At 66.9% G+C, this 26,036-nt stretch carries 26 protein-coding genes and 1 tRNA gene; 20 read left to right on the top strand and 7 right to left on the bottom strand.

Annotated features, from left to right (window positions below):
- Positions 1-59 precede the first annotated feature (59 nt).
- Together M3M54_RS02360 and M3M54_RS02355 are read right to left on the bottom strand one after the other, a co-directional pair.
- Positions 60-473, bottom strand: coding sequence for a putative toxin-antitoxin system toxin component, PIN family (locus tag M3M54_RS02360; protein WP_249020583.1), 414 nt, complete (start codon positions 471-473; stop codon positions 60-62).
- Positions 457-708: a ribbon-helix-helix protein, CopG family gene (locus tag M3M54_RS02355; RefSeq protein ID WP_249020582.1), complete on the bottom strand. Its 252-nt coding sequence runs from the start codon at positions 706-708 to the stop codon at positions 457-459. The genes M3M54_RS02360 and M3M54_RS02355 overlap by 17 nt, the downstream gene beginning before the upstream one ends.
- Positions 709-1,063: 355 nt before the next feature.
- On the opposite strand from M3M54_RS02355, the gene M3M54_RS02350 reads away from it, so the two are divergent.
- A complete protein-coding gene (locus tag M3M54_RS02350; RefSeq protein WP_249020581.1) occupies positions 1,064-1,606 on the top strand; it encodes a cupin domain-containing protein in 543 nt (180 codons plus the stop codon).
- 261 nt (positions 1,607-1,867) lie between these two features.
- Here M3M54_RS02350 and M3M54_RS02345 read toward each other — a convergent pair whose 3' ends face one another.
- Complete coding sequence (locus M3M54_RS02345; protein WP_249020580.1) at positions 1,868-2,167, bottom strand: hypothetical protein; 300 nt, start codon at positions 2,165-2,167, stop codon at positions 1,868-1,870.
- Between the two features lie 290 nt (positions 2,168-2,457).
- Between M3M54_RS02345 and M3M54_RS02340 the strand changes: the two genes are divergently transcribed.
- Both M3M54_RS02340 and M3M54_RS02335 read left to right on the top strand, forming a co-directional pair.
- Entirely contained in the window at positions 2,458-3,312 is an 855-nt protein-coding gene (locus M3M54_RS02340; RefSeq protein ID WP_249020579.1) for a prenyltransferase/squalene oxidase repeat-containing protein, read from the top strand.
- Positions 3,313-3,385: 73 nt separating this feature from the next.
- Complete coding sequence (locus M3M54_RS02335; protein WP_371878613.1) at positions 3,386-4,627, top strand: ISL3 family transposase; 1,242 nt, start codon at positions 3,386-3,388, stop codon at positions 4,625-4,627.
- Positions 4,628-5,150: 523 nt separating this feature from the next.
- Here M3M54_RS02335 and M3M54_RS02330 read toward each other — a convergent pair.
- From M3M54_RS02330 to M3M54_RS02315, 4 genes are all read right to left on the bottom strand, one after another.
- Entirely contained in the window at positions 5,151-6,194 is a 1,044-nt protein-coding gene (locus M3M54_RS02330) for a UbiA family prenyltransferase (protein WP_256465808.1), read from the bottom strand.
- Positions 6,195-6,410: 216 nt separating this feature from the next.
- Positions 6,411-6,599, bottom strand: coding sequence for a hypothetical protein (locus tag M3M54_RS02325; protein ID WP_249020577.1), 189 nt, complete (start codon positions 6,597-6,599; stop codon positions 6,411-6,413).
- Between the two features lie 281 nt (positions 6,600-6,880).
- On the bottom strand, positions 6,881-7,510 hold the full coding sequence (locus tag M3M54_RS02320) for a bifunctional 2-polyprenyl-6-hydroxyphenol methylase/3-demethylubiquinol 3-O-methyltransferase UbiG (protein WP_249020576.1): 630 nt from the start codon (positions 7,508-7,510) through the stop codon (positions 6,881-6,883).
- Positions 7,511-8,008: 498 nt separating this feature from the next.
- Entirely contained in the window at positions 8,009-9,100 is a 1,092-nt protein-coding gene (locus M3M54_RS02315; RefSeq protein WP_249020575.1) for an aminotransferase class V-fold PLP-dependent enzyme, read from the bottom strand.
- Between the two features lie 122 nt (positions 9,101-9,222).
- On the opposite strand from M3M54_RS02315, the gene M3M54_RS02310 reads away from it, so the two are divergent.
- The 17 genes from M3M54_RS02310 (at position 9,223) to M3M54_RS02230 (ending at position 26,036) form a co-directional block, all read left to right on the top strand.
- Positions 9,223-9,750 (top strand): MarR family winged helix-turn-helix transcriptional regulator, encoded by a 528-nt coding sequence (locus M3M54_RS02310; protein ID WP_249020574.1) that lies wholly within the window; start codon positions 9,223-9,225, stop codon positions 9,748-9,750.
- Between the two features lie 186 nt (positions 9,751-9,936).
- The gene (locus M3M54_RS02305) at positions 9,937-10,482 is read left to right on the top strand and encodes a YceI family protein (protein ID WP_249020573.1); all 546 of its coding nucleotides are present in this window, start codon (positions 9,937-9,939) and stop codon (positions 10,480-10,482) included.
- A 19-nt stretch (positions 10,483-10,501) separates the two neighbouring features.
- On the top strand, positions 10,502-11,059 hold the full coding sequence (locus M3M54_RS02300) for an NADPH-dependent FMN reductase (protein ID WP_249020572.1): 558 nt from the start codon (positions 10,502-10,504) through the stop codon (positions 11,057-11,059).
- Positions 11,060-11,070: 11 nt separating this feature from the next.
- Positions 11,071-11,961, top strand: a complete 891-nt coding sequence (locus M3M54_RS02295; protein WP_249020571.1) for a VOC family protein — start codon at positions 11,071-11,073, stop codon at positions 11,959-11,961.
- Between the two features lie 21 nt (positions 11,962-11,982).
- Positions 11,983-12,053, top strand: a tRNA-Cys gene (locus M3M54_RS02290).
- Positions 12,054-12,323: 270 nt separating this feature from the next.
- Complete coding sequence (locus M3M54_RS02285) at positions 12,324-13,190, top strand: hypothetical protein (RefSeq protein ID WP_249020570.1); 867 nt, start codon at positions 12,324-12,326, stop codon at positions 13,188-13,190.
- A complete protein-coding gene (locus M3M54_RS02280) occupies positions 13,187-13,381 on the top strand; it encodes a helix-turn-helix domain-containing protein (protein WP_249020569.1) in 195 nt (64 codons plus the stop codon). The genes M3M54_RS02285 and M3M54_RS02280 overlap by 4 nt, the downstream gene beginning before the upstream one ends.
- The gene (locus tag M3M54_RS02275) at positions 13,378-14,508 is read left to right on the top strand and encodes an AAA family ATPase (RefSeq protein ID WP_249020568.1); all 1,131 of its coding nucleotides are present in this window, start codon (positions 13,378-13,380) and stop codon (positions 14,506-14,508) included. Before M3M54_RS02280 ends, M3M54_RS02275 begins: the two co-directional genes overlap by 4 nt.
- Positions 14,505-14,741, top strand: a complete 237-nt coding sequence (locus tag M3M54_RS02270) for a hypothetical protein (RefSeq protein WP_249020567.1) — start codon at positions 14,505-14,507, stop codon at positions 14,739-14,741. The genes M3M54_RS02275 and M3M54_RS02270 overlap by 4 nt, the downstream gene beginning before the upstream one ends.
- 622 nt (positions 14,742-15,363) lie before the next feature.
- Complete coding sequence (locus tag M3M54_RS02265) at positions 15,364-15,990, top strand: hypothetical protein (RefSeq protein WP_249020566.1); 627 nt, start codon at positions 15,364-15,366, stop codon at positions 15,988-15,990.
- A gap of 33 nt (positions 15,991-16,023) precedes the next feature.
- The gene (locus M3M54_RS02260; RefSeq protein ID WP_249020565.1) at positions 16,024-17,601 is read left to right on the top strand and encodes a hypothetical protein; all 1,578 of its coding nucleotides are present in this window, start codon (positions 16,024-16,026) and stop codon (positions 17,599-17,601) included.
- Between the two features lie 208 nt (positions 17,602-17,809).
- On the top strand, positions 17,810-18,262 hold the full coding sequence (locus M3M54_RS02255; protein ID WP_249020564.1) for a helix-turn-helix domain containing protein: 453 nt from the start codon (positions 17,810-17,812) through the stop codon (positions 18,260-18,262).
- Positions 18,259-18,567 carry a hypothetical protein gene (locus M3M54_RS02250; protein WP_249020563.1) on the top strand — a complete coding sequence of 103 codons (309 nt, stop codon included), beginning with the start codon at positions 18,259-18,261 and terminating at the stop codon, positions 18,565-18,567. The genes M3M54_RS02255 and M3M54_RS02250 overlap by 4 nt, the downstream gene beginning before the upstream one ends.
- Entirely contained in the window at positions 18,564-19,301 is a 738-nt protein-coding gene (locus M3M54_RS02245; protein ID WP_249020562.1) for a hypothetical protein, read from the top strand. Before M3M54_RS02250 ends, M3M54_RS02245 begins: the two co-directional genes overlap by 4 nt.
- A 132-nt stretch (positions 19,302-19,433) precedes the next feature.
- Positions 19,434-23,843 (top strand): phage tail tip lysozyme, encoded by a 4,410-nt coding sequence (locus tag M3M54_RS02240; RefSeq protein WP_249020561.1) that lies wholly within the window; start codon positions 19,434-19,436, stop codon positions 23,841-23,843.
- A gap of 378 nt (positions 23,844-24,221) precedes the next feature.
- The gene (locus M3M54_RS02235) at positions 24,222-24,617 is read left to right on the top strand and encodes a helix-turn-helix domain-containing protein (RefSeq protein WP_371878586.1); all 396 of its coding nucleotides are present in this window, start codon (positions 24,222-24,224) and stop codon (positions 24,615-24,617) included.
- 51 nt (positions 24,618-24,668) lie between these two features.
- On the top strand, positions 24,669-26,036 hold the full coding sequence (locus M3M54_RS02230) for a DDE-type integrase/transposase/recombinase (protein ID WP_249019757.1): 1,368 nt from the start codon (positions 24,669-24,671) through the stop codon (positions 26,034-26,036).

Genomic DNA, 26,036 nt, shown 5'->3' with positions numbered 1-26,036 from the left:
GGTGTTGGGGTCGGGTCGCCGGCTGCTCCTCGCCCCGAGTGGCAGGCGACGCGGCCGTCTCAGCGCTGTTGCTCAAGCTCGGCCAGGAACTGCTCTGGTGTGAGAATCGGGAGATCTTCGACGAGGACCAGCAGGTCTCGGTCGCCGGTGACCAGGTAGGCCCGACGGTCGATCGCGAGGGCAAGCAGATAGTCATCATCGGGATCGCGGGAGCTCACCGAGGGTTGGCTGGTGGGGTCCTCGGCGAATGTCCCGTGGTCGCGCACCCAGCTGATGTACGCAGCAGCCTGCTCGCGAGAAATGTGCTTGCGCAGCTTCGGGTACGCGAGTGTTCGCTGCAGCTCCTCGAGCAGCGCCTCGGAGATCACCAGCTCAAACTGACCATCGCGGCAGGCGCGGAGGATCTCGGCCGGCTGCCCCTTGGCAGACAGCACTCCGGAGATCAAGACATTTACGTCAACGACCGCGCGCACCAGGTGTCCGTCGGCGCGGCCTGGTCGCGTGTTGGGCCTCAAGAGCCAGTTCGGATGCCTGGGCCTGCGACATCGTCGCGTTTGCCCACAGCTCGTCGAGGACGTCGAGCTTCAGATCGCGCCGGAGCGACTCCTCGATCACCGCACTGTCAGAGACGCCTGTGCGCGCCGCACGAATCTTGACCCACCTAAGCACGTCTTCATCGATCGTGAGTGTGGTACGCACCTTTGACATCACCGCATCATATCATCACGATGCTGTTACGTATCACGGGAGGGCGGGCTCCTGTCTGGCACGCCACTAGCGCTTCCACTCCGCAGGCCAGTCAGCGTTCGCTACCGCGTTTGCGACCAAGCGCGCGTCGAGTCGATCTTGGTTTTGGCGAAAAGCAGGTGCGCGGACCCGACGCGTGGCGAGACCCGCTTCCGTGCGCCCGCGGGTCTCGATCCGGCGCCGCTTTCGTGGCCAAGGTTTATTTGAGAGCAGAAGCCATCGTGGGCTCGCGAGCGCTGACGTGAGAGTGCCGGTTCGTCGTTGGCAGCCGCCTCGCCGGCTGCCAACGACGACTGCCGGCGCTAGGCTTCAATCATTGATCAAGGGAGCGGAGCTGCTGGCGAGCTCAACAGGTACCGTGCGCACCGGCGAGGGCTGGTTCGTGCTCAACGCGCGGGAGGCCCGTTGGAGTCACGCCCTTGGTCGCAGTGCGGTGTGCGAGTTTGAGGGCGAGGTCCCGTTCGAGCAGATCGGGATCAACCTTAGCTCGTTGAACCCGGGCGAGGCGATGGCTCAGTACCACTGGGAGGCTGACCAAGAGGACTTTCTGGTCCTCGCAGGCGAGGCGCTGCTGATCATTGAGGGTGAGGAACATCCAATCAAGGCGTGGGACTTTGTCCATTGCCCACCCGGCGCCAGCCACGTCATCGTTGGTGCGGGCAACCGTCGCTGCGTTGTGCTCGCCATGGGTGCTCGAGACCGATCAACCGGAGACGATTGGGGGGCCTACCCGGTCGATCCCGTCGCGCTCAGACACGGCGCGGGCGTCGATCGAGAGACCAGCATCCCTGCTGAGGCCTATGCCGGGCTGCCCCGGCGCAGACCGGCGGCATTCGAGCCCTCTTGGCTCCCCGAGTAGGCGGCTGCACTAGCTGCTGTGTCATCGTCGCCGCGGCAGGTATCCACCGCACCGCTGCTCTTCGCATACGGAAGAGTCCCCGCGCCCAACGTGGCCGCTGAAGGCGTGAACTGGCGGCGCGGTCGGCGACCGCCGGGACCTGCTCTGCGACTGCCACGGGCACCGGGCAGCCACGGCCGACAGCCCGCAACGTGCGGGAAGGTGGAACCGGCGCCCGATGTTGGTGCCGAAGTTGACCTTATCTTGCGGGTTGTCGCTGGGTTAGCGGTGTCGCGCGACGTATTCGTCTAGCGCTTCGCGGCTGACGTCCGCCAACCGACGACCCTGTTGGTGGGCGATCTCTTCAAGGGCCGAGCGGACATCGGGCCGGACACGCACAGTAAGCGGCGGGGTATGTGCGCTACCGCCGATCAGCGACGGACGACCGGCCCGCCGCTGCTCGAGCACGCGCTCGGCGAGCTGCTCGGCGCCCGCTTCGGTCAGACGAGAGCCGTCGGGCAGGCGGACCTCTTCCTCGTCGAGGTCGATGTCAGGACCGATAGGCCCGATCTGTCGTGTCATCGGTTGCGTGAGAACGACGACTTCGCTTGGCCCCACCGTGACGGGGCGAGTTCCAGCCAACGTCGCAACAGTTGACAGGTCAACCCCACAGGCTGGATTGCCTGCGCCCGTTCCGCCGGGCGGCTTTCTACTTATCGGGGTCGGTAGTCAGTGCTCCTTTGCGCGCACCCTGTGGCGGTTAGCCTGACTTAATCGGTGATGACGTGTCACTCCCCGCTGCCGACCCATCTCGAACCGGAGCCACTGCTCAGCCTGGCGCGTCCATCACGGACGGCAGCCGCTCGGCGCCCATGCACTCGCTTGACCGTGAGGCGCTCACCCGCTACGTGCTCGACCGTCAGACCCCGACGGGCGGTTTCTGCTTCTACCGCACGCCCGAATGGGGTGTTGATGAGCCGAACGCGCCCGACACTCTGGCTGCACTCGAGTCGTTGCGGCTGGTCGGCCGCGAGGTCCCGGCCCCCGAGCTGACCGCTGCGTGGCTGCGAACGCTGCAGCAGGATGATGGTGGCTTTGCGACGCTGCGGATCGGTTGGGCGACGTTGCGCGCGTTGGAGATGCTCGAGGTCGAGCCAACACGGTCAGCGCACGCATGGGCTGCTGGTCTGCTCCGCCGCGTGCTGCAGGCGCCGCCGATCCGTGAGTGGCGATCAGCACTGCTTGAGTTCCTCGAACTGGTCGAGCTGTTGCCGGCCGTTCACATCGAGCTGGACCAGCAACAGCGCGGCGCCCTGAGAGGACTGCTTCAAGCTGCCCGTATGCCGGGCAGCGGATGGACCTGCGCCGGGATCGAACTGGAGAGCACAGCTGTGGCGGTGCGCGTACTGCAGCTCGCCCGGCTGCCGATCGAACAGCCCGACACTCTGCGGAGACTTGTTACTGAATGCGGTGACCGCGTGCTGGGACTTCGCATCTCGCCTCAGGCGGGAGCAACCTCGGCAGCCACGCTCCATGCTGGCCTCGTCCTCGCCAGTGCACTCGGGATCCAGCCGACTTACCCGGAAGCGATCGCGTCAAACATCGCCCTGCTGCAACGTCGCGACGGCGGACTCGGACGGCGGGATAAGGCGATCTCGACCCTGCAAGACACCTGGCTCGGGCTTGCCGCCGAGCAGCTGCTTCACGAACTTCGCCCGGCGGGATGATGAGGCTCCTCCACGTTGAGGGTGGGTAGCGTCCGATCTGGCTGATTGCCTGACCGGTTTCTGATCGTCGATGATGGGAACCGCCAGTATGCAAGCGCAGGATCTTTCTCTGTTCCAGGCCGCGTTGGGGTTGAGCGACCCGTGGCAGGTCACTGGCGTCGAGTTCGATGCGGATGCCAAGCGGCTGGATCTGCGGGTCGATTTCGAGAAGGGCGCACGGCTTCCGTGCCCGGAGTGCGATCGGGCGGGGCTGAAGGTGCACGACACCGAGGAGAAGACGTGGCGGCATCTGGACTTCTTTCAGCATCAGGCGTACTTGACGGCGCGGGTGCCGCGGGTGGAGTGCCCGGAGCACAAGGTGCGGCTTGTGGCGGTGCCGTGGGCGAGGCCGCGGTCGGGGTTCACGCTGTTGTTCGAGGCTTTGGTGATGGCGATGGTCCGCGAGATGCCGGTCGCGACGCTCGCGGGTCTGGTCGGCGAGTCGGACATGCGGATCTGGCGGATCGTGCATCACTATGTCGATCTCGCGGTCGATGCGCAGAACCTCGAAGGCGTCAGCAGGGTCGGGATCGATGAGACCTCGAGCCGGCGCGGGCAGGACTACGTGACGGTGTTCGCCGATCTGGACGAGCGGCGCGGGGTGTTCGTGGTCGAGGGCCGCGATCACGAGACGGTGCAGGCGTTCTCGCTGTTCTTGGAGACGCACGGCGGCGACCCGCCCCGGGTCAGCGAGGTGTGCCAGGACATGTCCGAGGCGTTCCTCAAAGGGACGCTGAGCTACCTCCCGAAGGCCGAGATCACGTTCGATCGCTACCACGTGAAGTCGCACCTCTCAGCGGCTGTCGATGAGGTCCGCCGCGAAGAGGCCAAGCACCACAAGGATCTACTTCGCAATACCCGGTACATGTGGCTCAAGCGACCGGCGAACCTGACTGGCCGCCAGCGCGATCTGCTGGATGAGCTCCTCACTCAGCCGCTGGATACGGTCCGCGCGTACACGCTCGCTCAGCAGTCAGGCAGCTTCTACGAACTGGCCGATCCGGACACGGCCGAGGAGTACCTGCGCCGCTGGATCACCGAGGTCGACGCCACCGACCTGGAACCACTGCACAAGTTCGCCAGGATGCTCGAGGATCACTGGCTCGGGGTGATCCGCTGGCATCACAGCCGGGTCAGCAACGGGCTGCTCGAAGGCCTCAACTCACTGATCCAGGCCGCGAAACGCCGCGCCCGCGGGTACCGCTCCAACCGCAACTTCATCGCGATGATCTACCTCATCGTCGGCAAGCTCAACGCCGGCCCGGTCACCGCCTAACCCACCCAAATCGTGGATGAGCCGATGATGACCTGCCCCAAGTATGGGCGTAGCTTCGAAGCGCTTGGGATCGGTGAAAGGCCGCTGGCGGGCAGCAAGAACACGTCGCTCGGCGATCCGTACCGCACTCTGTCAGTCGACGGCATCCGCATCCCCAATGGCTGCGCGATCGCGACCGAGCTCGAGGAGTACAGCGCCGCGGCCAATGCAAGCCGCCGCTCTCACCTGGCCGTTCCTGGGGAGAGGACGTGGAGGCGAACGATAGACACCAACGGCCGCCCACAGCCCAGGCGAACACCTCGGCAACCGCGCGTCCAAGCGCTCAGCGGCTAACCACGGCGCACCCATCGACACAGCCGCAAGCAGAGCCATCGAGTGCGGCGTGGGTCGATCACGTGAACCGGTCAGCGTTGCATGCGTGACTGGCACACCAGCAAGCGACCTGGGCCCGCCCGAGACCCGCGACCCGATGCCAGATCACCACCAGGCATTCGCCTGGTGGTGGCGCCTCAAAGACCTGTGATCAAACAGGTGTCCCACTCTGCGACAGCGCGTCGCGGTCGACGGTTCGTGAAACCAACAGGATCTGGAGCAGGGCGTTTGCCAGGAGCAGCCGGAACGGCGTCCGCCCGCCCAGGCGTTGGCCAGCGAGCAGCGTCACGCCGCTTACCGCGCATGACGCTCCGAAGGTGCCCACGGCCTGCCGGGAAAGCCCACCGGCCCCGAACGCGATGGTCCCGCTAGCACCGAGCAACAGTGCCGTCGCCAGGGCGAGGGAGGCCTCAGGTGGCAGGCGCTGAGGTACGCCCAGCACCCCCAGTTCGCGATCGGCGTCGCGATCAGGGAGCACGTTCACCAGATGCGCGGACATGCCCAGCAGCGCACCAGCCGCAATTGCCCATCCGGGCGTCGCTTCCTCGCGGGGATGAGCATCGTGTGCGACTACCGGCAGGAGCCCGAATGAAACCGCGTAGGTGAAGATTGACAGGACGGTGCGCTTCAGCCCGGCGTTGTAGGAGCCGGCACTCGCCAAGGCGACGAGGTGTGCCAGGGCGCTCCGCCTGCCCAGGGCCGCTGATGCCGGGATGCAGGCCAGGCCAGCGACGACGGCTGCGTTTCTGACTGTGCCCCCTCCGATGAGGTCAGAGACGATCGGCTTGTCCGGGCGGGCCGCCTGGCGATCCCGGTCGGCGTCGATCCAGTCGTTCTGCCAGCCGATCGCCAGCTGGCCGACAAGCACCGCAGCCCCAACCCGAAGGACCTCGCACCGGCGTCCGCCGAAAAGCCGGGTCAGACCTACGGCGGAGGCCGTTACCGCCGCCACCGGCCCTGGATGACAGGCCCTTGCCAGACCGCACGTGGTGGGCCCGAGCCTGCTCGCGTCACTCACCGCCACACAGCATCGCCGCAGCCATCGTGAGCCTCGGACCACCGACCGTGTCACGATGGCACGGCGCCCGTCGTGCTTGGGCGCAGAGCCGCGCGACGGCTCTGATCGCGGCCCGACAGACGTTGTCCTTGACTCGTGGGCACGTGCGCGCGGGCTCGGGCCATTGAACGCGAGCATGACTCCTGAACGCCCTGTATGTGTAGCTGCCATCCGGGATCACGTCATGCCACACTGCCCGGGCGCGGCGCTGCGTACACGCCGAAGGCGGGTAGCCGGTTGGATGTCCTGGAAGCGGCTCGATCCGTGTGATCGTCCCGCGGCGGCTGACACCAAAGCTCACCACGCCGCGATAGTAGCCCTGCAGACCAACACGCGGGGTCGCGCTGCGACGCGCTAGCGCACGATGAACGAGCCGCCGGCGCGCTTGCCGGCACAGCTGACCACTAGGCCCACGCGCCCAGCGTGGAAGTTGCGCGGCATCGTCACCTGAATCCAGCCGTAGGGCATCAGATGCGAAAACTTGCGCCGAGCGATGTCCACGGTGAGTATGCACCGCTCGCGCGGGCTGGTGGTGATCGTCACGCGGCCACCGATTGGGATCCGACGTGGTGTCACTGCGATCCTAAAGTTGGGCGCCGCAACAGCCGCGCCTGCGAAAACCGTTGAGAGCAAGACGGCAACTAGCGAGAGCACGACCATCGCGCTGCGCAACCGGCCCCAGCGGCTATGGCGACGTGTGCTCCTCATCGTCACTCCATCTTACGGGCGAAGCGGTGCTCGCGTCAAGACGACCGTCAGATCGGTGGAACGCCGGGACGCGGGGGCGCCGACGGACCGTGCCATCCCCGCCCTCTGCGTCCGCCCTACGCGCGCTCGGCCGCGGGTCGACGCGCACGCAAAAGCGCATCCAGCGCCACGCGTTCGCCGTCCTCGGTGGCAACCGGTCGCTTCACCTGCTCGGCGCGCTCGACCAGGAGCCCACTTCCATCCAGGTCGCCGACCAGGTCCTCGGCGGAGTAGAGCACCGCTGGGTTGGGCGGCCCGCCGTAACCCCTTTCGAGGTTGTCGCTGTCGTGAGCGACGAGCAGAAGGACGCCGCCGGGAGCGACAGCAGCGGCCGCAGCGCGAACCACGGGCGTGCGCCGCTCGGCCGCGACCTGCAGGTAGAACATCACGACGAGGTCGTAGGCGTTGGGCTCTGGCTGGTAGGCAAAGAGGTCGGCGACAACCCACTCTGCCTCCACACCGCGAGCCTCAGCCAGACGCCGCGCCTTCTCGAGCGCCACGGCCGAGAAGTCAACGCCTGTCATGCGCCAGCCGCGTTCGGCCAGCCAGACCGCGTTGCGGCCCTCGCCACAGGCCAGGTCAAGGCCACGCGCAGGCGCGAGCGCCTCGGCTTCGGCGACCAGAAAGCGATTCGGCTGCGCCGTCCAGACTAACTCTGTCCCGCTATAGCGGCGATCCCACTCCTGGCTGCTCATGGTTGCGCTCACTGGACGTGACCTCCTGAAAGGCGTCGGGTTGATCGGCAATCCGCAACCGGGCTCTGGCCGGAGGTCTGGATACCACCAATCAGTGTGACACGGTCCGCCGGCCGGCTCGCAGCGCCATTCCCGCACATTGGATGTGGCATTGAGGTCGGCATTTCCCTCCGTTGACGGACCGACACGGGTGCATACGGCCCTCACCTCTGGCGATCGGCAGCCGCTCAGCCCAAGATCGCCTCAGCGCCAACGACGATCACTGCGAGGACGACGACCGCCCAGAAGGCGACCCGCCAAGCTTGATCGAACCTGATTCCGCCGTGCACGTTCACTCCTCCCATGCCTGACGTTAGTGCGGCTGTGCGTAGGTCTCGTTAGGCGCCGGTTCGAATGCCGTTGCCCGACAGCGTGCGTCTGCAGATGAAGGACCGCCGAAGGGAGTCCAGGTCAGGCGAGAGCCAGAGCAGCGAACTGAGCGGGAGGCCGAGCCCCGGCCCCGACGCGAGCTCAGGCAAGCTGCGCCAGGCGATGGATCTCCTCCTCGCTGGTCCAGGCGCCCACCGACGCGCGCACCAAGCCCGCCGCGGGGATGCTGCGCACGATCACGCCTTCGGCGAGCAACCGACTGACCTCGGCATCAGCATCCTCGGTCGCCCACGACACAAGCGTCGAACGGCCACGTGGCGCGACCGCGTGGCCGCGTGCGCGCAGCAGCTCGGCCAGCAGCGCGGCACCCGCGGCGGCGCGTTCGTGGATCCAGCTCCAGCCGGCGCCGGCGAGCACCTCCATCGAGGCGAGCGCCCAGGTGCTGCGCAGCGCACTGGGGAAGCCGTCGTCCAGGCGCGCGGTGCCAGGAGCCAGCTCGGACTCCAGCGGACTCGCATGGTCGGCGACGCTCGAGAAACCTGGGAACGGCGGCTCGAGCTCGTCCAGCCGGTCGGGGCGCACGTACAGCGCGCCGCTGCCCTCGGGGCCGCACATCCACTTCTGGCCTGAGCCGGCGTAGAAGTCGACCCCCAACTCGTGGACGTCGACCGTGATGGCCCCCAGCGCCTGCGCGGCGTCAAGCAGGATTGGAGCGCCGGCGGCGCGCAGGGCAGCCACATCCATCACCTCGCCGCCGATCCACGAGACGTGAGAGCAGGCCACCAGCCGTGTCCTTGGCCGCACCTCGCCCGGCAGATCCGCAAACGGGACGACCCGCACGTTGACGCGCTGCGCCAGCTGAGCACGACGCAGCGGCACGAGCACGCCCGGGTGTTCCTGGTCGCTTGTGAGAATCTCGTCGCCCGCTGACAGGCGCAGGCCCGCGAGCACCGTGTTCACGCCGTAGGTGGTGGAGCTCGTCAGCGCCACCTCGCCGGGTTCGGCACCCATGGCAGTCGCATAGCCGACCCGCGCGCGTTCGGCAAGGTCCATCAGCTCAGTGAAGTAGGCGCGCCCGACGCGTCCCTCGGTCAGGTCCAGCCGCAGGCGTGCGCGCACAGCGTCCTCGACCGCCTGTGGCACAGGACCCTCCGTGCCCGCATTTAGATAGACGCGGCGTTCCAGGACCGGAAACTGCTCTCGGAAGCTTGGCGCGCTCGGCGGAGAGCTCATCGCGGGCATGGCCTCGTCCATCCGAACCGACTTAACCACATCGGGCCCTGGAGCGCCAGCCCTGGGAGCGGCAAGAAGTGTGTCCGCAGCGTCGGTTGATCTATCAACTACAATAGTTTGACATGGCAGTGTCGACACCCAGCTCGCGTCTAGATGGAGCCGCACTCGGAGCTTGGCGCGGCTACTTGCAGAGCCACGCCGGGATCGTGCGCGAGCTCGACGCCGATCTGATCGCGCACCACGGCTTGACGGTCCGCGACTACGAGGTCCTGCTCTACCTCGCCCAGGCCGACGAGCGCCAACTGCCGATGTCGGCGCTGTCAGAGCGCACGATGCTGACCCGCTCAGGGATCACGCGCCTGGTCGACGGCCTGGTCGACCAGGGCATGATCGAGCGCATTTCGTGCGAGCGTGATGCCCGCGTGTCCTATGCCCGGCTGACCGATGCGGGCCACAGCAAACTGCGCGAGGCCGGACGGACTCACGTCGCGGGGATCGAACGGCTGTTTCTCTCGAACTTCACCGCCACAGAGCTGGAGCAGCTCGCTGAGCTGCTCGGTCGCCTGCCCGGGGCCACAGGCGTAGCCCAGTGCACAGCCGGCGACGAAGCCCCCGCTGCAAGGCCAAGCAGCCGCTGCAGCGTCGACTGACAGAGCCTCGGCTCTCCTCGAAGAGTTGGGATGCGGCGCGAGTGGTGGTGGCACTCGCGCGCCCGGCTATGCGCAAAGTCGTCGGTACGGCGGGCGCGACGGCGGTACTTGATACCTCAACTAGATCTGCTAAGCTAATTGTTGTCGGATCAATCATCGATCACACAACCAGTTCGGGAGAACCATATGTCAACCATCACCCCAGAGGCGATTCAGGCCGGGACCTACAACGTCGATCCGTCTCACTCCAACGTCGGCTTCGCCGTGCGGCACATGGGCATCGCCACCGTACGCGGCAACTTCAAGAAGTTCGAGGGCAAGGTTGAAGCCGGCGCGAACGGGCTGACCCTGTCGGGCACCGTTGAGGCTGCCTCCGTGGACACCGGCGACCAGAACCGTGACGGCCACCTGCAGTCACCCGAGTTCTTCGACGCAGCCCAGTTCCCGCAGATCACCTTCAGCTCGACCGGCGCCGAGCCGGCCGCCGACGGCAAGATCAAGCTCACCGGCGACATCACCATCAAGGGCGTCACGAAGCCGATCGAGCTCGTGGGCGAGCTTGCCGAGAACGGTCAGGACCCCTGGGGCAACGAACGCATCGGCTTCGAGGTGGCGGGCAAGGTCGACCGTCGCGAGTTCGGCCTCGAGTGGAACCAGACCCTCCCCAACGGCAACCTGCTGGTCGCCAACGATGTCAAGCTGATCGTCAGCGTCTCGGCCGTCAAGGCCTGATCGAGATAGAGGTTTGGTGATGATCACGATCCTCGCCATATCCGGCAGCCTGCGGGCAGGCTCGTATAACACGAGCCTGCTGCGCACGGCCGCAGCCCATGCTCCAGCTGAAGTAGAGGTTGAAATCTACGAGAACCTCGAGGACCTCGCGCCCTACAACGAGGACCGCGAAGACGACCCGCCGGCAAGCGTGACCGAGCTGATGACGAAGATCAGGGCAGCCGACGCACTGCTGCTCTCCACGCCTGAGTTCAACACCACCTTGCCAGGACAGATGAAGCACCTGGTCGACTGGGGCTCGCGTCCCTACGGCCCCGACGCCGCGTTGTACGGCAAGCCGGTCGCGGTGATCGGCGCGAGCCAGACAGACTACGGCGCCATGTGGGCGCAGGACACGCTGCGCAAGGCGCTCGGAATCGCGGGCGCCCGCGTCGCCGATGTCGAGCTGTCGGTCGCCCGCGCACAGGACAAGTTCGATGCCAATGGCACACTGACCGACGAGGACACGCTCGAGCAGCTTGAGCACGTCCTGCGCGGGCTGGCCGAGCATCATCGCGCTACCGTCGCCTTAAGCTGAGCGGGCAAGCCATGACGGACACCCTGACAGAACCGCGACTCGCCGCCGAGACCACGCTCGGCCAGGTGCAGCTGACGATCACAGACCTCGGGCGTTCGCTCGACTTCTACGAGCGGGCGCTCGGCCTGGTCGCTGAGCGCCCGACCGACGGATCGGTTCTGTTGGGAGGGGCGGCCCGCTGGCCGCCCCTCCTCTCGCTCACCGCCGACCCGGCCGCGCCACCCCGCAACCCGAGCAACACCGGCCTCTACCACTTCGCGATCCTGGTGCCCAGCCGGCTCGACCTGGCCGCGGCGCTGGTGCGCCTCGCACGCGCCGGCTGGCGGCTCGACGGCGCCGCCGATCACCTCGTCAGCGAGGCGCTCTACCTGAGCGACCCCGATGGCAACGGCATCGAGATCTACCGCGACCGGCCCCGGGACGAGTGGCCACACGACCGTGACGGCGCGCTCCAGATGGCGACGCTTCCCCTCGACCTTGACGCCCTGGTTGGAGAGCTGCCCCAGGCTGACACAGCCGCGCTCGTCCAGGCACCGATGCCAGCCGGCACACGGATCGGCCACGTCCACCTGCAGGTCTCCGAGCTGGCACGGACGGAGGCGTTCTACAGCGGCGTGATCGGCTTTGACGTGATGGTCCGCGCTTACCCCGGTGCACTGTTCGTGGCCGCAGGCGGCTACCACCACCATCTTGGCCTCAACACCTGGCACAGCCGCGGCGGCCACAGCCCCACACCTGGGTCGGTTGGACTGAGAGCCTTTGAGCTGCGGCTGCCAGACCAGCGATCGCTGGATGCGCTGCTCACCCGCATCGAAGCGGCCGGCGTCAGCACCGAGGCGGCCGCCGAGGACGCGACGCTGGTCCGCGACCCGAGCGGCAACGGCCTGTTGCTCACGCTCTGAGCTAACCTAGCGCCTGCTCCTGGCGACGTGGGAGAGCGGCTATCCAGCGGCCTGCAAAGCCGTTTACACCGGTTCGAGTCCGGTCGTCGCCTCTCAGAAAAGCCCTGCTAACGCGGGGTTTCTCTGTTTTGGGATCTGGCCACGTGTCCCCAGCGTGTCCCCACGAAACGCGCGAACCTGCCCGCGGGTGGCACCGCCGAGGCGTGGGGTACGATGTGCGTGGGTGACGAATCGGCACCCTGGGAAGCTCATACTCATGCGCGGCGACGCCGTCCTCCGGGGCGGCGTTTCTGCGTCTAATGGTTCCGTCCGACCGGTGCGATACAACCTTCCGCGCATGAGTAATCCACGCTCCCCTCACTGTGTCTGATCGGTACTTCGTCTCGGACCCGCGCGACGAGTACGACCGCTACCTCGACCAGATCGAGGACGAGGAGGACGACGCGTTCCGCCGGGAGCTAGATTCCCAGGTGGACGGGTTCGACTACGTGCCCGACGACGACGACTACGAGCCGACCGACCACGACCGCGAGCTCCTGTTCGACGCCGCCCACGCCTACCGCGAGTCCACCGCGCCGCACGAGCGCTCGGCCGGCGGCCTACGCGACGCGCTCGCAGACGAGTGGCGGCAGATCCGCCGAGTGCGAGACGAGGAGCGTCAAGCTGTCTGCCCGCGGCCGCCAGCGGCGGCGCGCCCGTCGCGCCAACGACGGCCGTGCGCCAGGCCGCGCGGACGCCGTGCACGGCGCGCCAGGCGTGCTGCATCACGCGCCCCCGCCGGCGGCGACTCAGACAGCGACGGGCCAGGGGAAGCCTGGCCCGCTCGCGATGTTGATCTTCCTGAGCTGGGCGGCCCTCATGGCCGCGCCCGTGCGCGAGTAGCGCACGACCACCCCACCCCGGCGCGACCGCCAATCGCGTCTCGAACAGGGGTCGCCGCGATCCCGCGAGCACCGGAGAACCAGGTGCCACAAGAAACACACAGGGCCATAATCCGGTCCGGTTACGGCCACGTTCTGGTTGATAACCAGAGCATCGAAGGACACGTTACCGTTGACGAGAGCGGCGCGGTCCACATTGACCACGCAAAGCTGCGCATCCGCGACTCCTCGCGCCCCGACGGCATCAGGCGGCAGCCGCTCCTGCCCCGGACGTTCGGGCCGCAACCGTATGAGGTTCGCTGGATGCGTCCACGGCCCGAGGGCGCCGGCGACGAGGCGCAGCGATGAGCGCCTCGACCGACCCGCGCCTGCTGACGGCCGAGGAGCTGGCCGAGCGGTGGCAGGTGAGCAAGGCGCAGATCTATCGGCTGGCACGCGAGGGTCGCATCCCGGTCGTGATGATCGGCAGATATCAGCGCTTCAGGGTCGCGGCCGTCGAGGCCTGGGAGCGGGACCGGGAAGCGCAGGCGCTTCGATGAGAGCGTCACAGGTGGAGCCGCGCCGCGTGGAGTGGTTCCTTCATCCCTACCTGCCGGCTGGCAAGATCTCGGTCGTCGCGGGGCAGATGGGCCAGGCCAAGTCCCTGCTGACTGCCTGGCTGGCTGCCTACGCGACAAGTCAAGGCCGCAGTGCGATCATGCTCAGCGCGGAGGATGACCCCGAAGATACCATCCGCCCGCGGCTGGAGGCCGCTGGCGCGGTTCTGGAGCGGGTGGAGATCGCGACCACCACCACCTTGAACAGCGTGGAGCTGGCCAAGTTGTGTGACGAACTGGGCGACGTAGCGGTCATCACGGTGGACCCCGTCGCCGCCTACATGCCCGCTGCGGTCAACTCCTGGAAGAGTCAAGATGTGCGTCTCGCACTTGAGCCGCTCCGGCAGCTCGCGATGGCGCGCGGGATCGCGGTAGTACTTGTGCAGCATGTCAACCGGCGTGCGGACGGTGATCCGCTCGCGCGGATCGCGGATAGTCAAGGCATCCCTCAACTCGCGAGATCGGTGATGATCTGGGGGCCCGACCCGTCAGACCCCGACGGTGACCACGGGCGGTCGAAGGTGCTTGTCCGGGCGAAGGGGAACCTGGCGCCGAACAACGGCACCAGCGCCACCTTCACCATCGTGGAACGCAGCGTGACCGGCGGGATCGCCGCGCCGGCGCTTGTCAAGGGTGCTGACGCCCAGATCTCCGCTGACGACGTGGTGGCAGACCAGGAGACGAGGACCGCACGCGACGAGGCGGCCGAATGGCTTGCCGCGCTCCTGGCAGATGGTCCGGTGGCCGCCAAGGATGCTCAGCGTCGAGCCCGTGACGAGGGCATCGCGGAGCGCACGCTGAGGCGCGCAAAGGCGGCGCTCAAGGTGGTTTCGGCTCCGTGCCGGGAGGGCGAGAACATCGCCGGTTGGACGTGGTCACTGCCTGATTCCTCGATATATACCTCTGGCCATCTTGGACATGTAGGCCATCTTGGCCATCTAGGTAGCAAGGCGGCCAAGGAGGCCAACAAGGCCAAGGTGTCCACCCATATAGATGCAGCCCAGCGCCCAGGCGAGACGTTTGAGCAGTGGGAGGCGCGCCTCGAGGTAGAGATCGGCGGTGCCGCGTGACCGACCAGGAGCGGGCCCAGCTCCCAGGCTACGAGCCGGGGGCGCGCCGACTGCTCGAGGCGCTGATCCAGTCCGGGCTCGACGCTGAGGCGCTCACCGCCGCCGCAGCGCTCTGCATCGCACTGGACGAAGGCCCGCGCGGGCGCACGCCGACCACGCGCGTGCAGGACACCGACGAGCCCGACGAGATCCGCTCCTTCCGGGTGATGTTGGCGGAGGCGATGAACCCGTGAGCACCACCAGCACACAACCTAATGCTTACGTCAGGTTCACGAGATCTAATGCTCAGCTTGACGTTGAGCTCTCAGAGGTCGCTCGGGCGCTGGGCGTTGTGCAGCGCCTGGCGGCAGCCCGATCACGGGCGTGGTGCTCAGGACAACCCACGGGTGACCTGACGGCCAGGTTGGAGGTCGCCTGGGAGCAAGTCAGGGTGGCGCGAGCGGTGATCTCGCCGCACCGGCCACCAGGTAGAACGCCTACTACCTGGTGGCCGATCGCACATCCTCGTCACCGCGTAGATGATGATCCCGTAGACGGATTCCTGCGAGACCGTGTACGGCATGATGCCCGGTCGCGTGTGGCGCTACCGGACCTGGCGCGGCGGATGCGCGAGTACGTGGCTGACCCGGACGAGGCGCGCGACCTGCCCGAGAAGTGGGCCCTTGCGCGATGCCTGCGCGAGCGCGGGATCACCACCACCAGGCGCGGGGGCGTCGTTTACGCGGAGGGCATCGGACTACTGGACCAGGACAGATTGGCCTATTCGCCGATCACAGACTCAGACTCAACCAGACGGTCAGACTCCACCAGGGAGCGGCCAAGCGACACGGCGATGAGCCAAAGGAGGGGCAGGTAATGGGCACCATCACAGCACCAACGGACAAGGGCTATCGGGACGCCTACCGCATCTGGAGCGGTCTCAGCGGTGGGCCGTGGGTCGGACGGTCGGTGACGCTCGCCGAGGATCCGCTGCTGGTCGAGATCCACTCGGTCAGGTTCGCCGGCGAGGACCGCAAGGTTTATGACATGGGCTTCGCGCTGTTGCTGCGCACGGCGCTGGAGCGCGGCGGGTTCATCCACCGCGAGCCGGCCGAGCATGGGTGGGTCAGGTGGACGAAGGCCGAGGCCGCGCCCGAGCCTGACAGGCGCTCGTATGTCGAGAAGGAGCAGGAGCAGCTCGACCTCGCCGCGCGGCGTGAGCGTGAACGCTTGGACCGTGAAGCCGGGTTCGCCCGCTCGCTCGCTGAACAGCAGGCCGCGCTCGATCCGCAGTTAGGCCAGGTAGCCGCCGTCTTGCGGCGCTTGAACGTGACAGACCGAGAGGGCACGCAGCAGATCGTCGCCGACGCCATCGCGCCGCTCGGCCAGCAGCTCGCCGAACTACGCCAGGAAGTCGCCGCCATCGCCGAGCAGCTCGCCGAGGCCCGCCAGGCCGACCAGACCACCGAGACTCCGCGCCGCTTCGGTCGGCGTGGCAACTGACACGGCCGACGAGGCCAGAAAGCAGGTAACGACATGGGCAAGGACAAGAAGGTCATCGCGGCCACCGACATCGCGCTCACCGCGCCGGCCGCCAACGACGATCGCGTGCTTGAGTTCGTGGACGCCGCAACGGTACTCGACGAGCGGGCGCGGGTGCGTGCCGACGAGATCTCGGCGATCCGGTCGAAGCTGGCGTCGAGCAGCGACGGGCACATTTCGCGCGCGGCAGACGTGCTCCTCGGGTCAGGCGGACTGCACGGCCGCATGGACGACCAGAGCTACCGCACCTTCAAGGGCTCGGTGACGGCCGCGCGCGAAGCGCTGGCCGCCGACCGCGACCTCAAGGTGCTTGAACGCGCGTACAGGGCCAAGATCAAGGTGCAGGGCGAGCGTGATCCCTACAGCAGCGGCTCGCCGTTCTCGTGGATCGCGGACACGCTGCATGAGACAAGCGGCTCGCAGACGCTCACACGCGACGACGAGGCAGCCGACCGGCGCGACCGGCTCGCGCGCCACGGCGCCAGGGTGCAGCGAGCCATCGAGCGCGACACGCCTTACGGGCAGATGATCCGCAAGGAGATCGAGGCACGCAACCGCCCGCAGGTAGCTGACGCAGGCCATCCCGCGGCCGTGGGTGCGCGCCAGCGTGTCGCAGACGAGCTGCGCGCGCTGACGACCTCGGGCGGTATCACCGCGACCGCACCAGGCGGTGCAGCGGCGTTCGTCCCGCCGAGCACGCTCGTGAAGCAGTTCGCGGTCTACAGGTCACCATTCGCGGCGTTCGTGTCACAGCTCAACGACACTATCGACCTGCCAGCCTACGGTCTGCAAGTCGCGGTACCAGCGTTCACAAGCGCAACCGATGTCACAGCCACGTCTGAGGGTAACTCGGTCGCTGACGCTGATCCAACAGCTACGCTGAACACGGTCGCAGTCAACAGCACCTCGGGCAAGGTGACACTGAGCCAGGCTTGGCTTGACCGTGCTGGCGGTGTTGGCATCAGCGGCGACAAGTTCGTGATGACACAGTTGCGAGCACAGCTCGACGCCAACAATGACACATATGCGGTCACTACGGCGCTCGCAGGAGCTCAGACGGTCGCAGGTATCAGCACATTCACCCTCACCGGCACAAGCGGCGTCGGTGGTCTGTACGGCGACTTGCAGAAGGCTCGCAGCGCACTGACCACCACGCCGGGTATCTACATCCGGCCTACGGCGTACTTCGCTCCAGATCCGCTGCTCGACTACGCGAGCGCATGGGCAGACGCCAACGGTCGCCCAGTAGCGCTGCCGAGCCTCGATCAGAACGCCAAGAAGATCGGCGGCCTTGGTTACTCAGGGCTCAACTTCGCAGGACTGAGAGCGTTCGCAGACCTGAACATTCCAACGGTCGGCACAGGATCGCAGTATCAGATCATTGTCTGCGATCCAAGTAACGTGCTGTGGATGGCAGGGCAGCCGATCTTCTCACTCATGCCATCGGGCGGCGTCGCAGGCAACCTCGAAGCATGGGTCACGGTCAGGCAGTACGTCGCTTGCTTCCCGATCTGGCCGCAAGGCATCGCCAGCATAACCGGAGCTGGATACGACTCAGCCAACTTCGCCTAACAGTCACAGACACACTGACAGGTAAGTGTCATGGTCAGCACACACGAAGGGGGCGCAGGGTATCCAAAGCGGTTACTGTTTGTGGACGGCTTGCCCATAATCAAACTTTCTCCGCTTCGCCATAAAGGCGAAAAGCCGGGCCAGCGCTTGCGCAGCCACGCTCGCGTGCGCGCAAGCGCCGTCCTGGCGGGCGATCTGGTGGTGTGTGATGGCGCGTGAGCGGGGCGACCATCAGCGGGCAAGCGCGGGCCAGCGCGGGCCAGATCCATCTTGCGAGGAGCTGCGCGCGTTCTTGGCGGATCACTCGCAGCGCCAGGCCGCCGAGCACTTCGGCGTGTCACGGCAGCGAGTGCAACGTCTCCTCAAGGCCGGTGCAGATCATCGTGGAGCGACTGAGCAGAGCGTCGGCGAGCTGGTGAGCGGGTGGGGGCATGATCCATCGACGGCAGTGAAGGCGGCGCTGCTCGTGGCGTTGGCGCGTGTGGTGGATCGGTCCTCAGCCAGCTCGACGGCGGCGGCAGCGATGGCCGCCACGGCTGCCGCGGCAGAGTTGCGTAAGGCGCTCGAAGCGGTTGAGCAGGCCGGCAAGGCTGACCGTGAGTGGCTGCTCTCGGTCTTTGCGCCGTCTGACACCTTCGACATGGGTGGGGGTGACTCGTGAGCGCCTACCGCGATGCGTGCGAGGCGCTCTCCAAGATCGCAGAGCAGGCTCGCCACGCGGTCACTGCGGACGCCGTCGAGCAATTGGACCCCGCGGCGTATCTGTTCATCGTTGAGGCGCTGGGGGCGTACTCGGTGGCGGTTCACCTAGCGACGCAGGAGGCTACCGCCAACGCCGTCGAGGGCGTAGATGAGATCGAGGTCGTGGCGCGCTGGGAAGCACGTCTAGCAGCCGCGCAGGCTCGTCTGAGTGACGCCGTGGGCGCGGCGGTGGTGCTGGGCGCCGTGGGTGGTGGTGAGCTGTGACCGTCACGCCGGGCATCTGCTGGCAGACCATCCGGGCCGTGATCGGCTCCGAGGTCGAGGCGAACCTCTGGACGAACCCGACGTTTGCGGTCGGGGCGCCGGCCGGGATCACCCTCGCGCATACTGACGCGCTGCGCTGCTTTGTGCTCGTCGTCGGCGACCCGAGTAACGACGTGATCGCGTTCACGGCGTCATGCCCTGCGGGCGGCAGCGTCTTTAGCGTCGCATCCGGGCTCGCTGACCTCGAGGTCGGCCAGGCGGTCGTGTGCGCCACGTCGGGCATCCTGCCGGGTGGGCTCCAGGTGATCGGCATAGACCAGCCGAGCGGCTCTGACGTGGTGCTCGGAGGCGGCGCCGGACCGTGGGCGTATCCCGCTAATCCGTGGATCTTCTCCATGCCCGCGACGGTGGCGCTCACGACCTCAGACCAGCTCTACGCGATAGACAGCTACCCGGTCGGCACGCTGGCCGTGACCGTCTCACCCTCGACGGGCGTCACGGTCGCCGATTGGAACATGGACGGCAGCTACACGCAGCCGGACCCGACAGGCGGCGACGGCACTTCGATGTCTAACAGCGGCGGCCAGGCGATGGGCTTGTTCCAGGTCACGTTCCCTGCTGCGGGCGCCTACACGGTCGAAGTGACCTACAGCCCGGTAAATCCGACACTGCTCAACCCGGACGACCCGGTCTACTCGGCCACGCAAAGCACGCTCACGGTCGAGGTCACATGAGCGCCCGACTGAGACCTTCGACGGAATCACCTACAGCCTGCTTTAGGAGGTGCTGAGGTATGTCTGAGCAGCACGCAGGCCTTGATAATCGCACTACAAAGCCGCTAGCGGCGTTTGACGGGGAGTGATCGCATGCCTTCAGGTGTTGTCAGCGTCGGCGTATTGGCCGACTTCGCGCAACTGATCGAGCAGTCCGACCAGGCGGGTCTGTCTATCGAGGCGTTCTCCGGCAAGGTCGTCACATCGTCGCGGCAGGCAGCGCGCGCGATGGTCGATCTGATGAAGTCCAACGGCGCGTCGATGGACGAGATGGAGGCCGCCGCCGCGCGTGTGACGGAGGCTTACGACGCCACCTACGGCTCGATGTCGCGCGGCGCGAAGCAGCAGGCGGAGGCCGCTGCGATGGCTGCGCGCCAGAACGGCGCGAGCGCGGACGAGATCACGGCAGCCTACGCGCGGCAAGCCGAAGCGGCGATGAAGAGCGAGGCGGCAGCGAAGGCTGCTGCCGACGCGCAGGTCCGCGCGGCCGAGGAGGCGGCGGCTGCCACGAAGATGCTCGCGGCCCGGCAGGCGGATGCTGCGGCATCGGCGGATCTGCTCTCGAACAAGTTCGGGTCGCTGGGCGAGAAAACGGCTGGGATGGCGGCGGAGATCACGAAGCTCGGTTCGATCGGCTTCGGCGCGTCCATCGCCGGGATGGCTGACCTGGCGGCCAAGTACCAGTCGGCCACGCACACGATCGCAGCGAACGCGGGTACGTCCGCAGCGGCGGCCACGAAGATCGGGACCGCGTTTCTGGGCACGTCGGGCCAGTCGATCTTCAGCGCGAAGGACATGGTTGTGTCGTTCGCGTCGGTCGCGGGCCAGTTGAAGGCGACCGAGGGGCAGGCGCTGAACGCCGGTCAGGCGATGAAGGTGATGAGCGCCGCCGGGAATCTGGCGGAGGCGACGAACAGCACGCTTACCACTTCGACCTCGGCACTCGCGACCGTGATGCAGGGCTATCACCTGAGCGTCAGTCAGGCGGCGGCTGCGTCGGACATGCTTTTCAACGCGAGCCGCGCCGTGAACCTGCCGCTTGACACGGTGGCGCAGGCGGTGGACCGCTTGCACAGCCGTCTTGGAACGTTCGCGCCGTCGCTCGGTGACGTTGGCGGCCTGATGATGAGCTTGGCCAATCAGGGCGTCACCGGGTCGCGTGGCCTGCGGGTGATGACCTCGGCGCTTCAGACGCTGGCAGGCAACACGCAGCCGGTGCAGGACGTGCTGAGGGCGCTCGGCGTTCACATCTTCAATGCTCAGGGCAAGTTCGTTGGGCTTGAGTCGGCCATCAAGCAGTTGCAGCCCGCCTTCGCTGGTCTGACGCAGCAGAGCCAAGATCTCGCGGCCAGCACGCTGTTTGGCACGTCGGCGTCTCAGACGATGCTCGGGGTGATTCAGCGCGGTCCCGCGGCGTTTCAGAAGTCCGCTGCCGCCGCACAGCAGCTCGGGTCTGCGCAGCGCGCCGCGACCGAGCAGAACAAGACGCTCGGTAAGCAGTTTGACATTCTCCGCGCGACCGTTGAGAACGCGGCCACGTCCCTCGGCCTGAAGTTTCTCCCGGCGATCACGGACATGGTGAAGGGCATCGAGTCGGGTGTCATGTGGCTCGATCACAACAAGGCTGCCGCCGAGGCGCTGGCGATCGCGGTCGGTGGAGTGCTGGCTACGGCGCTCGGCGTGTTCGTGTCTCAGAAGATCGCGGGTTACGTCAAGGGCGTCACCACGATGGGCAAGGCGACCACGAACTTCGGCGCGAAGCTGCTGGGCATGGACCCGGTGTTCACCTCCACGCAGACGGAGACTCAGAAGCTCGCGGGCGCGATCGACCAGTTGACGGCGGCGCTGACCCCGACGGCGGACAGCGCCGATGTGGCGGCGACGGCGGTGGCGGATCTGGGTGCGCGTGCTGACGCGACGGTCGGTCAGCTCGCGGCGCTTGATGGTGGCTTGGATGGCACGGTCGCTCAGCTTGAGGCGGTTACGGCGGCGGCTGACACGGCGGCGTCGTCGCTGGGCGCGGTTGATGCGGCGTCCATCGGCGCTGACGCGGCTGGCGCGGGCGGTCTGATGGCTGGCGGCGCGGCACTTGCTCCCGAGACGATGGGCCTGTCTCTGCTCGTGGCTGGCGGCCTTACGGCGGCAACGATGTTCGGCGGCAAGCGCTACACGGGCCTTGCATCGAAGGTGCCGGGACTGGTCGGCCATCAGGGCATTGGCGGCAAGGGCGGCGTCATGGGGCTCGGCAATGAGCACGCCGCAGGATCGTCGCAGGCAAGCATCGGGCTGCAACGGCTGCGCAATGAGCTTGACGGCGTGACGATCGCCACACAGCGCGGCGCGAAACAGTGGCAGCAGTACGGCCAGCAGGTGAAGGCCCTGCTCGCCAACCCGGACGTGACAGCGGGCCAGCGCAAGGGCCTTGAGGCCGTCGGCCGGGCGATCTCAACCGCACAAGCGCAGCTCAAGAGTCGGCAGGTCGCGCTGCCGGGCGTCTCAGGCTCGGCGACGACGGCCAACCCGGACCAGATGCTCACGTTCCTTCAGAAGTCGCTCGGGCTGACTCGCGCGCAGGCTGCCGGGATCGTTGGCAACATCGGCGGCGGCGAGGACACGACCTTCCAGGCTGGGCGCGTTCAAGGACCCGGCGATCAGCTCGCACGGAATCTCGGCAGCTCGGCGGCCAGCGGCGGCCGCGCAGGCTACGGGCTTGTTCAGTGGACTTCGGCGGGGCGCCAGCAGGGCCTTGAGGCAATGGCGCAGCACATGGGTCTCTCGACGGACTCGGTGAAGGTTCAAGAGGCGTACATGGTGCAGGAGCTCAAGACCGGGTTTGTCGGGGTGCTTCAGCAGTTGAAGGGCGCAACCTCCGCTTCGCAGGCGGCCCGGATCGTGGAGCTTGGCTACGAGAGTCCCGCGAACCCGAACGCGTCGATGGCATCACGCGAGGCGTACGCGACCGCGCTTGCTCACGGCCACGTGCCGGGTGTCGGGGGCGGCTCAGGCGGCGGCTCGACTATCGCTACGCATGGCACGCGCAACCTGAACAACACGATCATGAACCTGACGAGCGGCGGCAAGCTGCCCGCAGCGGTGCTCGCCGGTGCGTACCAGAATCAGGCGACCCAGCTTCAGGATCTGGCGACCAAGACGCAGGCGGTCGGACAGGCGCAGGTGACCCGGCTCCAGGCGATCAATCAGGCGATCCAGGACAAGGGCACCCAGCAGGTGCAGCGCATGACCGACGTGCAGACCTCCGTGAACGATCGCGCGGCGCAGCAGGTGACGATCATGAAGGCGCGGGAGACGGTGGACGCTCAGCGTTCCGCGATGCAGGTGTCTGCGGTGAAGGATCAGACGGCCGTGATTCAGGCGCAGGGCGCTTTGCAGGTCGCGGCGATCACTGGCATGGCAACCCGGATCGCTGACGCTCTGGCCGCTCAGGCGACCCAGATCACCGACAACGCGCAGACGACCGCCGACACGCTGGGCGAGCGTGGCCTGTTCGGGCTGAACTTGGTCGCTCAGCAGTTGCAGGTGACCGCCGACAAGACCAAAGCCTATTGGGATAAGCAGATCGCCACCGACCAGGAGAGACTCGCCGCCGACCAGATGCAGGCGAATGTCGCCAACGCGCAGCAGGCGCTCAATGTCGCGCGGGTCACCTCGGCGATGGACCGCAAGACGCTCGCGGCTCAGCAGAACGCGAACCTTGTCACGCTGCATCAGGATCAGCGCGAGGCGATCGCACAGGCGCACCTGAACGCGGTGACGCTGCTGAACAACATGCGCGCCGACTCCGCGAAGGCGCACTACGACGCGATCCAGGTTGCGCAGGACACGCGCATCCTGCGGGCGACACAGCACGCCGACGCGATGCAGCTCTCCGTGGACACGACGCAGATCGGCCCTGCTCAGATCGCGCTTGACATGCACGCGAACTCGTCGAAGGCGACCCAGGCGAAGTATCAGGCGCAGTTGAGCTTGGCGACCGGCAAGGGTGATGTGGCGATCAACGCGGCGCAGGTGCAGTTGGCGCGTGTGACCGCTTCGGCTGACACGGTGATCGCGGGAGCGCAGAACGCTTACCAGGTCGTGCAGAACACGGCGAACGTCGCGATCCAGTCGGCGACGGGCCAATACCAGAAGGTGCAGGACTCCGCGAACCTGGCGATGCAGAAGGCGTCGGACGCCTACCAGACGATTCAGGATCAGGCGAACCTGGCGATCGCGCAGGCGACCAAGACGCAGACGATGACCTCGAGCTACTACGCGACGCTCGTGGCTCGCGCGCAGAGCGGCCTGACCACCACTCAGGGCCGAGCGGGAGTGGCTGAGGCCAGTGCGCAGGGAGCGGTCACGACCGAGCAGGCGCTCGCCTCCACACAGTTCGCCGGGTCGGGCCTCGTGGTGAACATGTACGGGATGGACCTCAATAACGCTGGGATGGTCAGCAACGAGATGAGCTGGGCAGCCAGGGCACAGGGAATCGCGACATTGTGAGTGTCCAGACGGTCCCAAGATGTTGAGCGCCGTTTGAATCCGGCACGCGCGGTGTGGGTGGCGCCGTTCATCGGCGGCATGTTTGCTGCGATGGTGGCAGGCTTGGCGCGTTTGTGAACGCGCGAGAGCCCTCCCGTCAGCTTGGCGGTTGCCGGGAGGGCTCTCTTGGATGCCGGAGGTGGCACCCCGATGTTGATCGTATGTGCAGAGCCTGCCGTGGTCGAGGCTGAGTTGTTGGCTGGCGGGTTGTTGTGTCCGTTATGCCGGGCGGTGTTGGGGCCGTGGGGTCATGGCCGGGAGCGGGTGTTGCGCTGTCGGGGTGCTGACCGGCGGCTGGTGCCCAGGCGGGCCAGGTGCCGGGGGTGTCTGGGGACCCATGTGCTGTTGCCTGATATCGGGTTGTTGCGTCGTCGGGACGAGGTGGCTGTGATCGGCGCGGCGGTTGAGGCGAGCGTTGCTGGGCAGGGGTATCGCCGGATCGCTGGGTGGTTGGGGTTGCCGGCGGACACGGTCCGGGGCTGGTTGAGCCGGTTCGCTGCGCGGGCGGATGTGATTCGGGAGCATTTCACGCGGTGCGCGATCGTGCTGGACCCGGAGCTCGGGCCGATCATGCCGGCTGGGAGCGTGGTCGCGGACGCGTTGGAAGCGATCGCAGTCACGGCCAGGGCGTGGGTTTTGAGGTTCGGTCCGGTGGATCCGTGGCCGGTTGTGTCCAGGTTGTCTGGCGGGGTGCTGTTGGCAACACGAGCTCCCGCCTTCCCGTGGGCGGCGTGAGCTGAGACGCTCCTGCGCTTCGGATGAACGAGAGCGCGGGAGAGCAACGAGGTGAATGAGGATCGTCGCCGGGAGATCGGCCTGTTTCGTTACACCCTGATTCGTGACGCCGCCGATGAGGGGTTGTCGAAAGCTGAGCGTGGCCGGCTCGTTCGGTCACTGGCTGGGCGTGAGCATGTCGGGCCTGATGGGCAGCTCGTCAGGGTCGCGCGCGGCACTCTGGATGAGTGGATTCGTGCTTATCGCCGCGGCGGGTTCGAGGCTTTGCTTCCCCGGCGGCGGGTCGTCCCGGTCAGGACACCGGCCGAGACATTGGAGCTGGCGTTCGCTTTGAAACGTGAGCGGCCGGAGCGAACCGCCGCGCAGGTCAGGCAGATCATGCTCGCCAGCGTCAAGGACGGTGAGGACGTGCCGGGGTTGCGGACATTGCAGACGCATCTGGCTCGTGCCGGGTTGAACGTCAGGGGTGATGGTCACACTGCAGGGAAGGTTTATGGCCGGTTCGAAGCCGCTGCCCGGAATGAGCTGTGGACTGGGGACGGGTTACATGGCCCCAGGCTCGCCGGCACCGCCGCGCGGGCGGTGCTCGTCGCGTTTATCGACGATCACTCTCGCCTGCTGACCGGGTGGCGGTGGGGGACCGGTGAGGATGTGTTCCGCCTCGAGGCCGCGCTCCGTGCCGGGTTGATGAGCCGTGGGGTGCCCGGCCAGATTTTGGTTGACCGCGGCTCGGCGTTCGTGTCCTCACAGCTATTTCGTGCGTGTGCGGTGCTTGGTGTGAGGCTGATTCACGCAAGCCCGAGGGCGGCGACAACGAAAGGGAAAATCGAACGCTTCTTCCGGACCGTGCGCGACCAGTTCCTGGTGGAGATCGATGATGGCATCGAGCTGGCGGAGCTGAACCGTCGGTTCTCCGCGTGGGTGGAGGTCGTTTATCACCGCCGGGTGCACTCAGAGACCAAGCAAGCCCCGCTGGCCCGGTTTGATGCGGCGGGCGCACCCCAGTTGCCGACCCCGGCGCTGTTGCGCGAAGCGTTTCTGTGGAGTCAGGAACGGACGGTCACGAAGACCGCGACCGTGTCGCTTTACGCCAACCAATACGAGGTCAACGCCGCGCTCGCCGGCTGCAAGGTCGAGTTGGTGTTCGACCCGTTCGATCTCACGATGATCGAGGTTCGCTACCAGCATCGCCCGATGGGGACCGCCACACCTTTGGTGATCGGCCGCCGCACCCACCCACAAGCCCAGCGGGAGCTGCCGCCACCACCGGCCGGCACAGGGATCGACTACCTGAAGCTGCTGGCTGAGCAGCGCGACGCTGAGCTGGGTGGTCAGCGGATCGACTACGCCAGCCTCACAAACAACGGCGACGGCGACGGCGAGAAGGATCGTGACATCAACCAAAAGCAGGAGGGATGA

It is taken from the genome of Conexibacter sp. S30A1 (assembly GCF_023330665.1).
In the GTDB taxonomy this organism is placed as follows: domain Bacteria; phylum Actinomycetota; class Thermoleophilia; order Solirubrobacterales; family Solirubrobacteraceae; genus Palsa-465.
Note: the sequence above shows the minus strand (reverse complement) of the source record. Positions and strands in the feature narration are given on the sequence as shown.

Coding starts and splice junctions, on each gene's coding strand:
- M3M54_RS02335 (WP_371878613.1), top strand. CDS start 3,386: ATGGGAACCGCCAGTATGCAAGCGCAGGATCTTTCTCTGTTCCAGGCC.
- M3M54_RS02340 (WP_249020579.1), top strand. CDS start 2,458: ATGCACTCGCTTGACCGTGAGGCGCTCACCCGCTACGTGCTCGACCGT.
- M3M54_RS02240 (WP_249020561.1), top strand. CDS start 19,434: ATGCCTTCAGGTGTTGTCAGCGTCGGCGTATTGGCCGACTTCGCGCAA.
- M3M54_RS02300 (WP_249020572.1), top strand. CDS start 10,502: ATGATCACGATCCTCGCCATATCCGGCAGCCTGCGGGCAGGCTCGTAT.
- M3M54_RS02305 (WP_249020573.1), top strand. CDS start 9,937: ATGTCAACCATCACCCCAGAGGCGATTCAGGCCGGGACCTACAACGTC.
- M3M54_RS02260 (WP_249020565.1), top strand. CDS start 16,024: ATGGGCAAGGACAAGAAGGTCATCGCGGCCACCGACATCGCGCTCACC.
- M3M54_RS02265 (WP_249020566.1), top strand. CDS start 15,364: ATGGGCACCATCACAGCACCAACGGACAAGGGCTATCGGGACGCCTAC.
- M3M54_RS02280 (WP_249020569.1), top strand. CDS start 13,187: ATGAGCGCCTCGACCGACCCGCGCCTGCTGACGGCCGAGGAGCTGGCC.
- M3M54_RS02295 (WP_249020571.1), top strand. CDS start 11,071: ATGACGGACACCCTGACAGAACCGCGACTCGCCGCCGAGACCACGCTC.
- M3M54_RS02275 (WP_249020568.1), top strand. CDS start 13,378: ATGAGAGCGTCACAGGTGGAGCCGCGCCGCGTGGAGTGGTTCCTTCAT.
- M3M54_RS02255 (WP_249020564.1), top strand. CDS start 17,810: ATGGCGCGTGAGCGGGGCGACCATCAGCGGGCAAGCGCGGGCCAGCGC.
- M3M54_RS02315 (WP_249020575.1), bottom strand. CDS start 9,100: ATGAGCTCTCCGCCGAGCGCGCCAAGCTTCCGAGAGCAGTTTCCGGTC.
- M3M54_RS02355 (WP_249020582.1), bottom strand. CDS start 708: ATGTCAAAGGTGCGTACCACACTCACGATCGATGAAGACGTGCTTAGG.
- M3M54_RS02310 (WP_249020574.1), top strand. CDS start 9,223: ATGGCAGTGTCGACACCCAGCTCGCGTCTAGATGGAGCCGCACTCGGA.
- M3M54_RS02330 (WP_256465808.1), bottom strand. CDS start 6,194: ATGCTCGCGTTCAATGGCCCGAGCCCGCGCGCACGTGCCCACGAGTCA.
- M3M54_RS02345 (WP_249020580.1), bottom strand. CDS start 2,167: ATGACACGACAGATCGGGCCTATCGGTCCTGACATCGACCTCGACGAG.